The 11,383-nt window shown below is 63.4% G+C and carries 9 protein-coding genes and 1 pseudogene; 2 read left to right on the forward strand and 8 right to left on the reverse strand.

Annotated features, from left to right (window positions below; genetic code table 11):
- The 4 genes from WA702_RS17405 to WA702_RS17420 all read right to left on the reverse strand — a co-directional run.
- Positions 1-769 (reverse strand): hydroxysqualene dehydroxylase (locus tag WA702_RS17405; RefSeq protein WP_425111779.1); only part of this gene is annotated, 769 nt, incomplete at its 3' end.
- Positions 769-1,608, reverse strand: a complete 840-nt coding sequence (gene hpnD / locus WA702_RS17410; RefSeq protein ID WP_425111780.1) for a presqualene diphosphate synthase HpnD — start codon at positions 1,606-1,608, stop codon at positions 769-771. The genes hpnD and WA702_RS17405, both read right to left, overlap by 1 nt.
- Positions 1,605-2,483, reverse strand: a complete 879-nt coding sequence (gene hpnC, locus WA702_RS17415; protein ID WP_425111781.1) for a squalene synthase HpnC — start codon at positions 2,481-2,483, stop codon at positions 1,605-1,607. Before hpnC ends, hpnD begins: the two co-directional genes overlap by 4 nt.
- Positions 2,484-2,675: 192 nt before the next feature.
- Entirely contained in the window at positions 2,676-2,918 is a 243-nt protein-coding gene (locus WA702_RS17420) for a cysteine rich repeat-containing protein (RefSeq protein WP_425111782.1), read from the reverse strand.
- A 511-nt stretch (positions 2,919-3,429) separates the two neighbouring features.
- On the opposite strand from WA702_RS17420, the gene WA702_RS17425 reads away from it, so the two are divergent.
- Positions 3,430-3,942, forward strand: a complete 513-nt coding sequence (locus WA702_RS17425) for a hypothetical protein (RefSeq protein WP_425111783.1) — start codon at positions 3,430-3,432, stop codon at positions 3,940-3,942.
- Positions 3,943-4,063: 121 nt separating this feature from the next.
- Here the strand turns inward: WA702_RS17425 and WA702_RS17430 are convergent, their stop codons facing one another.
- The 4 genes from WA702_RS17430 to WA702_RS17445 all read right to left on the reverse strand — a co-directional run bounded on the left by WA702_RS17430 (position 4,064) and on the right by WA702_RS17445 (position 10,600).
- On the reverse strand, positions 4,064-6,421 hold the full coding sequence (locus tag WA702_RS17430) for an efflux RND transporter permease subunit (protein WP_425111784.1): 2,358 nt from the start codon (positions 6,419-6,421) through the stop codon (positions 4,064-4,066).
- 220 nt (positions 6,422-6,641) lie between these two features.
- Positions 6,642-7,430: an ethanolamine ammonia-lyase subunit EutC gene (eutC, locus tag WA702_RS17435; protein ID WP_425111787.1), complete on the reverse strand. Its 789-nt coding sequence runs from the start codon at positions 7,428-7,430 to the stop codon at positions 6,642-6,644.
- Positions 7,431-7,458: 28 nt separating this feature from the next.
- Entirely contained in the window at positions 7,459-9,045 is a 1,587-nt protein-coding gene (locus WA702_RS17440) for a B12-binding domain-containing radical SAM protein (RefSeq protein ID WP_425111785.1), read from the reverse strand.
- Between the two features lie 172 nt (positions 9,046-9,217).
- Positions 9,218-10,600, reverse strand: a complete 1,383-nt coding sequence (locus WA702_RS17445) for an ethanolamine ammonia-lyase subunit EutB (protein ID WP_425111786.1) — start codon at positions 10,598-10,600, stop codon at positions 9,218-9,220.
- A gap of 298 nt (positions 10,601-10,898) precedes the next feature.
- Here WA702_RS17445 and WA702_RS17450 point away from each other — a divergent pair.
- Positions 10,899-11,383: pseudogene (locus WA702_RS17450) on the forward strand (methyl-accepting chemotaxis protein); the annotation flags it as partial.

The raw sequence follows: 11,383 nt of genomic DNA on the forward strand, positions 1-11,383 counted from the left end.
GCACCACCGCGTCATCGGGGCCGAGCGTCACGACGTCATTGCCGCCGAACTTCAGCGCGGTGACGCGGCCGCCCTCGCTGGCCACCTCCCGCAGTTCGCGGCCGATCCGAACGCTGCCGCCCTTGCCTTCCAGGAACTTGATCGCAGGATCGATCAGCACAGCGCTCAGGCCGTCGCGCGCAACCAGCGGACGGCAGGCCTGGCCGCCGGCGAGCAAGGTCTCCCGAACGATCGCGCCGGCAAGACCGGCCGATCCTTCCGGCGGGTCGCAGTTCAGCGCCGCCAGCAGCAGCGGCTGCACCAGCCGGTCATACAGGACGCCCTTGCAGTGGATGGTGTCGCCGATCAACTTCGACGTGCCGGCCCAGATCAGCGGCGACAGTGCAAGGTAGTCGGTCAGCTTCGTGTCAGGCACCCGGCGACTCTCGTCCAACACCCATAGCGGCAGGCGACCGTCGCCGAGGTCGAGCAGCCAGCGCTGGCCGGTCGAGATGTCGACGAAGGCAAACTGCGCCTGCGCCGGTCCGACGAGCCCTGCCTCCGAGCCGATCGACCGCGCATAGGCCAGCGCGTGATGATTGGCCGAGAGCAGCAGATGGTTGCCGTTGTCGATGGTGAGATTGGTCGCGGCGTCGAAATAGGACCGGCAACGACCGCCGACCTGCTGGGTCGCCTCGTGCACATGCACGAGGTAACCGGCGTTGGCCAGTCGCACGCCTGCGGAAAGGCCGGAGATTCCGGCACCGATGATATGGGCTGTCTTTGCCATCAGATGAGAGCGTAACGGAGAATGATGCCGATCTTGGTGAGCTTGTTCACGCGCACGGGCTCGCGCGGCGGGGCGAAACCGCGCGCCAGCAGCAGTTCGAGAACGGCGTGATAATATTTCGACATGATCCGCGGCGCACGCACGGCGCGTCGCCGGTTGCGCTTCATGATCTCGTCGGACTTCTCGAAATGCGCCTTGGCGCGCGTGACCAGCGCCGCGCAAACCTTGGGCAGATTGCGATCGTTGATCACCCTGACCGGATCGTCGCCGGTGATGCCGGCAAGCAAGAGCGCCTCGCGCGGCAGATAAAGCCGGCCGAGACCTGCATCCTCGTCAATGTCGCGCAGGATGTTGGTGAGCTGCAGTGCACGACCGAGATGATGCGCGAGCAGGATGCCGTCCTCTTCCGGCATGCCGAACACGCGCACCGAGAGGCGGCCGACGGCGCTGGCGACGCGATCGCAATAGAGATCGAGAGTTGCGAGATCCGGCGCGCGGATGTTCTGCGGTATGTCCATCTCCATGCCGTCGATGACGGCCTGGAAATCCTCGCGCTTCAAGCCGAACCGCTTCACCGTCGCCGCATAGTCGCGCAAGCGCGGCGGCGGATGGCCTTCGTACAGCGCGTCGATGTCGTCGCGCCACTGCTGGATCGCCGCCAGCCGCTCGTCGCGCGGCCCGTCGGAATCGGCGATGTCGTCGACCTGCCGGCAGAAGCTGTAGATCAAAAACATCGCATCGCGCTGCGCGCGCGGCAGAATGCGCATGGCGGCATAGAACGAGCTGCCGGATGCAGCCGTGCCGTAGTCGGTGTTATCGGCGGTCGCCTCGAGCGTCATGCGCCGGCCGCCGATTTGGAGACGGGATGACGCCCGACGGCGCGGCGGCCGATCTCGCCGGCGACTGCGCCGAGACTGTGTCCCAGCAGTTCGAGCGGACTGAGATGGACACGTTCGCTCAAAGGATCACGCTTCTGCAACAAATGGACGATGCGATCCGCGAAGGCCTGGATCACGGCGATCTCGAGCCCGAGGCGGAAGTCTTTGACGCCGCTGTTCAGATCCCGGCCTTCCTCGAGCAGCGCCGCGTTGCGTGCCGCGAGCTTGTGCAGGCAGCTCAACAGCGGCGCCGGCGACTTGGCCTCGCCCAGCATCTCGACCGCAGCACCGCACTCGGCCAGCGCATCGCGCGGCAGGTAGACGCGGTTCAGCGCGCGATAATCCTTGCCGCAATCCTGCAAATGATTGTTGATCTGCAGACCGGCGCAGATCGCGTCCGACGCAGGCCAGGTCGCCGTGCTCTCCCCGTGCACGTCGAGCATGAAGCGCCCGACCGGCATTGCCGAATAGCGGCAGTAATGGATGAGCTCGTCCCAATTCTCGTAGCGCAGCTTCTCGACGTCCATGCGGAAGGCGATCAAGACGTCAAGCGCATGGCGCGGCGGCATCGCGCGGGCTGCGAGCGCGCCTCGCAGCGTGACCGCGACCTCCTGCGTGTCGCCCTCGCCGAGCAGCTCGGCCTCGAGCAGATCGAGCAGCCGCAGCTTCTCGGCGGGATCGAGTTGAGGATGATCGGCGATATCGTCCGCGGTGCGCACGAAATTGTAGAACGCCAAGATCAGCGCTCGGTGCCGCGGAGAAATAATGAAGGACCCCACCGGAAAGTTCTCGTCCCGGTGTGTCTTGCCGGATCGCAAATCGCTGGCGGTGGTCATGGGGGAAACAGCTATCAGGTTGAGGGCGCACCGGCTCACAAATGCCCGCCCCTTCGCTTCCGCAAAGGGATTGTCCGCTCCCATATAGGCGAAGACGCGGCCAAAACCAATGCTATGTCGGTTAAAGACGAACCGCTGACGTCCCGGATGGAACGTCAGCGGTTGTTAACCACCGCGAGGTCGCGGATCGTCTTACTGGTTGTGGTTCTTGAGCACCTGATCGCAGGCCTTGCTGATCTTGGTGCGGTTTTCCTTCAGGCAGGCCAGAACGGTGAAATCGCCCTGATCCATCACCGCACGGCAGTGCTTCTGCACGTCGCGGGTGCAGGCCTCCTGTTCCTCGACGGTACCGCTGCGCGGGGCGCCCTGCTGGGCGAACGCACCGGTGGAGACGAAAAGCGACGTCAGGGCAATTGCCAGGAAAATCTTACGCATCGTGTTCCTTCATTTTGACAGCGGAGGAGACCTCCCGGATGCCCACGCCGTCCGGGAAAGACCATTCGGTTTGCAAGAGCCGCAAGCCCCCCAGCGTCGATCGCGCTGCCAAATGCGGCCAGATTTGCGTCCAATGAACCCGAGCCTAACCCGCTCGGGAGAGCCGATCCTTTGGCATAAACAAGGCTTTGATACTAGGATCATATTTTGCGAAGATAGCATTTTCGCATTTGGCTGTTGCAAGGCTGCCGCGCACGCCGTTAGATGCGCCGCCGCCGGGTTCCAGGCAAGCTGGCCGGTTGCGCGATCGACGCGTAAAAGGACCACGCGCAATAGGACAGCGTCCGGCGGCACCGGTTGATTCGACGGCTTGTCCATGATGCCGCCCGATTGTCGCGAGATGCGGTCAGCCTGTCTGTCATTTGAACCTCACATACTGCAAAGACACTAAGTGTTCGAAGCTGTGCGACAGGTCTTGCAGAAAAGCGTCATTTTGGATGGGAAACTCGATATGAAACTGCTCGGCTCAAGCCTCCCCGGACACAATGCCATCAAGGCCGCCTCGCTTGCCGCCTCCTTTGGCGCGGCGCTGCTGCTGTCGCTGTCCGCAAGCTACGCCCAGTCCGGCGGCCCCTTCGCCGGCTTCGACGGCAGCTGGGCCGGAAACGGCACGGTGGCGCTCTCCGACGGCACCACCGAACGGATACGCTGCAAGGCGAACTACAAGGTCGCGGGCGTCAATTTGAAGCAGAGCCTGCAATGTGCCAGCGACAGCTACAAGTTCGACCTCAGCAGCGACGTGGTCAGCCAGGGCAGCCGGATTTCCGGCAACTGGAGCGAATCCAGCCGCAACCTGAACGGCGAACTGCAGGGCACCGCCGGCGGCGGCCAGATCGATGTGTTCGTACAGGCCGCGGGCTTCGCCGCCAGCATCAACCTGCGCACCAACGGCAACAAGCAGGTCGTGCAGATCTCCTCCAAGGGCGAGATCCGCGGCGTCAACATCACAATGACGAAGACCTGATGGTTTCGTGCTTTCGATTTGACTGAATGCATAACGGCCCTGGCGATGTCAGGGCCGTTTGGTTTTATCTGCGCTGTCATCGCCCACCTTCGCAGGCGATGACAGCTGAGTTCAAGTTCCCCTAGATAGCCTTGCGCCCCATCTTCTGCGCGATGTTGATCAAGAACATCGCGGTCGGCCTGAGGATGAAGAGGTCGGCGAACAACGCGGCCACCATCGAGAATGCGCTGAGCCAGCCGAACAGCCGCAGCGACGGCAGATCGGAGAACACGGTCACGACCAGACCGCAGGCCAGCACCACCGTGGTCAGGATCAGCGCCGGGCCGACCAGCACGGTGGCGCGCTCGACCGCGACTGCCGCACTGAGCCCGGGCGCGCTCTCCAGCCGCAACCGGTTCAAGAAGTGGATGGTCGCCGAGAGCCCAAGCCCGAACGACACGGTAAGCGCGACGACGCTGGCGAATTGCAGCCCCTCCCCCATCGCATAGAGCAAGGTGCCGGACATCACCACCGGGAAGATGCCCGGCAGGATGCAGGCGAGCATCACCACCCAGGAGCGGAAGGCGAGTCCGATGAACATCGCGACCAACGCGAATTCGATGGTCAGGCCATGGTTGAGTTTTTCGATCATGCTGGCGGAGTTGCGCGCGGCGATCGCGGCAAGGCCTGTCACCGCGATCTCATAGCCTGGATGGGCCGTCCTCACCGTATCGAGCTCGTGATCGAGCTTGTCGACCACCGGCAGCAACTGGCTGGAATCGATGTCGGGCACGCGGCCGGCGACCACCACGGCATCCTGCTCCTTGTCGATGAAGCGCCGCACCAGGTGCTCGGGGATCAGATCGATATATTCCTTCAGGGTCGCGACGTCGGACGAGCCCGCCTTCTCGGCCAGCCAGCGCCGCAAGGTCTCCACCGACCATACATTGCCGACACCAGCGGTCTTCTCCACCATCGCGTGCACCTCGGCGATGGTCTGCAAGGTCTGGGGATCGTAGAGCGAGGCGCCCTTGGGGAATTGGATCAGCACGTTGACCGGATTGGCGCCGGTCAGCTTGGCATCGAGCCGGTTGCTGGCCGCCACCGCCTGTTGCTTGTCCGGCACCTGGTCGGCGAGCCGGTAGCGCGGCTGCAGATTGGCGTAGACGACGCCGAGGGAGCCGACGAACAACACCGCGATCAGGCTGAACAGGCCGGGCCGGCCGACCATGCGCACCGCGATCCAGTAGCAGAAATTGCGCAGCGCCTGCACGCCGGCGTCCGCGCTCTGGAATTTGACTGCGAACGTCTTCTCGTTGCGCACCAGCAGCACGCCGAATACCGGCACCAGCGACAGTACAGCGACCAGTGCGATGATGGTCGCGGCCAGCCCCGCCTCGCCGAACTTGCGGATCAGGTCGGAGTCGGAGAATTGCAGCGCGATGAAGGAAATGCCGGCGGTGCCGTGGGTCAGCACGCAGGCCGGCCCGACCACGAGCACGGCGTTCTTGAAGGCGGTGTATTTGTCCTGTCCCGCGATCAGCCGGTCTCTGGCCGCAAAGGTGAGCTGCATCGAATCGGAGAAGCTGATGACCATGATGAGCGGCGTCATCACGTTCAGGAACATGTTGAGATTGAAGTTGGCCCAGCCGAGCGCGCCGAGCGCCAGCATGATCGCGATCATCGGCGGGAACGCCGCCGCGACCATGAAGGAGACCTTGCGGAAGAAGATGATCGCGATGACGCAGCCGGCGAGGATGCCGAGGATATTGTAGGTCAGGCCGTCACGCTCGACCGCGTTGCGGATCTCGAGCTGCATCACCGGCACGCCGGAGAGCTGCACGTCGAGCCCGGTGTTGCCGAGGTCGTCGGCCATCAGTTTCCGGATCTCGCCGACCGTCTTGCTGAGATCGTTGCTGGCGACGACCTTCGGCTCCAGCGACAGCACGATCAACGCCAGCGTGCCGTCCTCGGACAAGAGCTTGCCGCGAATGATCTCGTTGGATTTGACGGTCTGGATGAACTGATCGTAGGCCGCGCCTTCAGGCAACTCCGACGGGAACAGCGCCGCCGGCAGCTTGCCGGGCGCCGGCGCCTGCCGGGCCGAGAACAACGAGACCAGGCCGCGGGTGCCGTCGACGAGTTGCAGATCAGTCACGAAGTCGCGCAGCTTCTCCAGATTGTCGCGGGCGAGCAGGTTCTTGCCCTCGACCACGACAAGCACGTCGAACTCCTCGGCCGGAAATTTCTTCGTGACCTCTTCGTACTGATGGAATTCCTTGGAGTTGGAGCGGAACAGCTGCGACAGCGAATCGTCAATCTGGATCCGCTTGATGCCGAACACGGCAGCGACGATCAGCACCAGCAGGATGATGCAGGAGATGATCGGCACCTTGACCGCAATCAGGCCGAGCCGCTCCAGCCCAAAGGCGATGCTGCCAGTCGGCGACTGCTCGACCTTCTCGACATGAACTTCATTGTCGTGCCTGACTTCGAGCATGCCTAGTCCAGTTCCTTCGAGAATCGACTCAATTTATGGATCGAGCATACAGGCGCAAATGGGGCGGCTCAGCAAACGAGGACCAACCGCATCGTGAGGCCCGCAGCCAAGGCTAACCTTTGAAAACATACGGAAAATTGCCGGGACCGTTTAGCAGGTCCGGCTTGTTTCTCGCAAGCGCACGAGTTCACACAAACAGGCGATCTCGTACTATTTCCGGTCAAGTCACGCTTTTGCCACGCTCCGGCAATGGCTGCGACTTTCCGTCGCTCTCGTCCTTCAGGGCGACGCCAGTAATTCTGCGGGCCAGCCCCTCCCTGGCGAGCCAGGCGATCTTGGCGGCGGCCTCGTCATGGCCGAGCCCGGCGCGATGGATATTGGAGACGCAATTACGCTCGGCATCGGTGCGGCCGATCCGGGGGGCGAAGGTCAAATAGGCTCCCAGGCTGTCGGGCGCGGACAGGCCCGGTCGTTCGCCGATCAGCACCACCACCATGCGCGCACCGAGGCTGGCGCCGATCTCGTCGCCGAGCGCGACCCGCGCCCCAGTAGCGACCACGATCGGACCGATCGTGATACCGGCGGCGTCGAACTGCTGCGCGAGACGGTCCAGCACCGCAACCGCGTGGGTGTGTACCGCCTTCGACGACAGCCCGTCGCCGATCACGACCACGACATCCGCCCCTACCCGCGCCTCAGCCAGGCATGCCGCGGATGCCGGATCGAGCCGGCGTCCGAGATCAGGACGGCTGAGATAGTCCCTGCGGTTCACGGCCTGGCTCCGGACATGCAACGCCCCAAGGCCCAGTCTTGCGACCTCGGCCGCGACCGTATCCGCCTCGAACGGCGCATGCACGGCGTCGCGGGCGCGGGCATGATCGAGGGTGAAATCGAGCAGCGCTCGCGTCGGCAGGCTGGCGCCGGCACGCCCGAGCGCCACGCGCGCCGGCGTCAGCACGCGCAAATCGGCTGGCGATAACGGAGCCTCAGAGGACGCGAGGGGCTGAATCGCCCCGGCCGGTGGCGTCACGGGCACATCATTCGGCAGGGACGGAGGCCTCCCGCAGCCGGATCGAGTAGTTCGAGGCGTTCTGCTGACCGCTGGTCGCCGCGCGCGCGAACATGATCAAATGATGCGCGACCATCGTCGCCGCGATGAAATTCTCGATCTCGCCGCGCTTGAGCTGGCCCCAGGCGAACCGCCAGAACGGCCGCTTGTAGTCGCCGAGCACGCCGACCTTCCAGAAGATATTGGCCATCATCACCAGCCCGCGCCTGATGCTGGGCCACGTCTTCATTTCGTCGCTGACCGGGACTTTCAGGCGGTTCGGATAGGTGTTGTCGCACTGATATTGAAAGCGCGCATAGACCTTTTCCGGCTCGTAAGCCTGCGCCATGCAGTGCCGCCAGGACTGCACCACGTCGTCATAAGGCAGCAGAAACTTGACGTTGGAGTCGTGGGAATCGTCGAGCAACAGCCGCCCTTCCCGTTCGAGCCGATCCCACAGCGGCGTCTTCGGCAAGGCCTGCAGCAGGTTGATCGTGAGCAGCGGGATCTGCGATTCCTCGACGAATTGCAGCAGCGCATCCGCCGTGTTCGGCTTGTCGGTGTCGAGCCCCATGATGATGCCGGACACCACCTCCATGCCGTAGCTGTTGATGGTCCGCACGCCTTCCAGGATCGGGACCATCATGTTGTGGTCCTTGTGCATGGCCGTGAGCGCGTCGGGATCGGGCGTTTCGATGCCGCAGAAGATGGTGATGAAGTAGGCTTCCTTCATCTTCTCCAGGATCTCGGGCCGCTTGGCGATGTTGAGCGTCGCCTCGCAGGCGAGCCGCATCGTATAGCCGGTGCGCTTCTGCCATGCGATCAGGTGCGGCAGCAGATCCATCGCGGCCTTGCGGTTGCCGATGAAATTGTCGTCGACGAAATAGACCGAGCCGGTGACGCCGCACTCCCTGAGCTTGTCGAGCTCGGCGATGATCTGCTCCGGCGACTTGATGCGCGGATTGCGGCCATAGAGGCCGGGAATGTCGCAGAACTCGCACTGGTAGGGGCAGCCGCTGGAATACTGGATGCTGCCGAGGAAGTATTTCTTCACCTCGGCAAGCTCGTAGGCCGGGATCGGGAAATCGGTCATTGCGACCCGCTCCCTGGTCGCGAACACGATCTGCTCCGCGGGCCGCGAGACGTCGCCCGCGAGACGCGCGATCAGTTCGTCGGTGGCGTCGCCGAGCTCGCCGACATGCAGATAATCGAACGAGGGGTAGTAGTCCGGGCAGGCGCTGACCGAGGGACCGCCAATCGCCGCCGGCAGGTCGAACTCATGCGCGCGGCGACAGATGTCGTTCATCTGCTGGCGCTGGATGTGCATGCCGCTGACGAAGACCACTTCCGCCCAGGTGAAATCATCCTTGGTCGCGGGACGGATGTTCTCGTCGATGAAGCGAACCTGCCATTGCCTGGGCAGATAGGCCGCGATCAGGAGCAGGCCTTGCGGCGGCATGAAGGCCTGGACGCCATCGGTCAGCGGATAGGCATATTCAAAGGTCCCGAACGAGGACGTGTAACGCGGAAACACGCAGAGAATGCGACGTACTGTCTCGATGCCTTCAAATCTCATCGATCGTCTCCGGCAACATCCTGTACCCAGCTTAATCCGGCGCCCGGCGGCGCGCTACAACTTATGCAAAAACGGGCGGTTCCTCCACTTCAACTCTAATCACGCCCGCAGCTCTGCGCGCGCCGTTCGTTTCGGAAAGCGGCAGCTTTGGCCGCCCACAAGGCGTGATCGATCAGGCGATCAGCCGTGCCGCAAAATCCGGCAGCGCAGTGGGGCCTGCGGCTAGCCGGTGCTGCGCATCGACCAGGCCGGTCCGATCAAGCCAATCCTCGAATTCCGGCGCCCGCTTCAGCCCGAGCAGGTCGCGCACATAGAGTGCGTCATGGAAGGAGGTCGACTGGTAGTTTAGCATGACGTCGTCTGCGCCGGGCACGCCCATGATGAAGGCAACGCCTGCCGTCGCCAGCAAGGTCAGCAGCACGTCCATGTCGTCCTGGTCGGCCTCGGCATGGTTGGTGTAGCAGATATCGACGCCGAGCGGCAGACCGAGCAGCTTGCCGCAGAAATGATCCTCCAGCCCAGCGCGGATGATCTGTTTGCCGTCATAAAGATATTCGGGCCCGATGAAGCCGACCACGCTGTTGACCAGCAGCGGCTGAAACGCGCGCGCGACCGCATAGGCCCGCGCCTCGCAGGTCTGCTGGTCGACACCGTGATGCGCACCGGCCGACAGTGCTGAGCCCTGTCCGGTCTCGAAATACATCAAATTGTCACCGACGATGCCGCGCTTGAGGCTTCGGCCGGCATCGAGCGCTTCGCGCAGCAGGCCGAGATTGACGCCAAAACTGCGATTTGCCGCCTCGGTGCCGGCGATCGACTGGAATACCAGATCGACCGGACAGCCCTGCCCGATCAATTGCAACGTCGTCGTCACATGGGTGAGCACGCAGGCCTGGGTGGGGATCGCGCCGCGCGCGATGATCTCGTCGAGCAGCCGTAAGAGACCGCCGATCACGGCGGGATCGTCGCTCGCCGGATTGATGCCGATGCAGGCATCGCCGGAGCCGAGCAACAGACCATCGAGGATCGAGGCGGTGATGCCCCTGGCGTCGTCGAACGGGTGGTTGGGCTGCAGTCGCACGCTCATGCGGCCCGGCAGACCGATCGTGTCGCGGAATGCTGATGTTATCAGGCATTTCTTCGCCGCCAGGATCAGATCCTGGTTGCGCATCAGCTTCGAGACCGCGGCGGCCATTTCTGGCGTGATGCCGGGCGCCAGCCGCGTCAGCGTGTCCGGAGTCGCGGCGTCCGACAGCAGGAAGTCGCGGAAGCCGCCGACCGTGAGCGATGAAATGGACGCGAAAGCAGCCCTGTCGTGGCTATCGACGATCAGCCGGGTCACCTCGTCGTCCTCGTAAGGGATCACCTGCTCTTGCAGGAATTGCGCGAGCGGCAGGTCGGCAAGCGCCATCCGCGCCGCGATCATCTGCTCGGCGCTCTCGGCTGCGATGCCGGCGAGTTGGTCGCCGGAGCGTGGCGGCGTCGCCTTGGCGAGCAGGTCGCGCAGATCATCGAAGACATGGACAGTGGAGCCGATGACGTGGCGATAGACCATGACGAATACCCGTTTTCGCCGGCATTGGCGCCGTTCAAGAAGCCCATCCTAGCATCTTGCGGCCAGGCGGCGCCGCGGTGCAGCGTAGCTCTCCACTGTTTGCATAACTCAATATCCGGGTTGACGCGGAGGCCTGTGCTTGGCCCAGCTCTCCCTCGTACTTAGCAACCCGTTGATGTTACTTTGCAAACGCAAAACGGTCGCAGGGCACCAGACGCTGCAATTAACGCTTTATCCATGAACATTTTGCATAACTGTTAAATTACCGAGCTCGGTTGGCTTCGGATGAAGGGGCCCCATGGCTGAAGCGTCCATCCCCAGCACGTCGTCACATACGATCGCGCCGCGCAGTTCGCTCGCGATCAAGCTCTATGCCATTTTCGCCCTGTTCGCGGCGCTGACCGCGGCCATCACCTGGCTGTCGAACTATAATTCACGGCGGGCAGCAGAACTGACCCACGAGATCGAGACCGCCAACCTCGCCGCGCTCAACGTGCAGCGGGTCAATTCGCTGGTCTATGCCGTGGTGATGGAGTCGCGCGGCGTCTACATGTCGACCGACGCCCCGGTCGTGCGGAAATACGGCGCGGGCCTGCTCAAGTTCAACGAAGACATCCTGCGCGTGGTCGCGCGCTGGGAGGAGATCGTCCAGGCCGACGATGCCGAGCAGTTCGCCGTTTTCAAGAAGCGCATCAATCAGTTTGTCGAATTCCGCGCCGAGCTCGTGCGCCGCGCCAATGAGATCAGCCCAGCCGCAGGCCGCGAATGGGGCGACAACGATGC

Origin of the sequence: Bradyrhizobium sp., assembly GCF_049798375.1 — a bacterium.
In the GTDB taxonomy this organism is placed as follows: Bacteria; Pseudomonadota; Alphaproteobacteria; order Rhizobiales; family Xanthobacteraceae; genus Bradyrhizobium.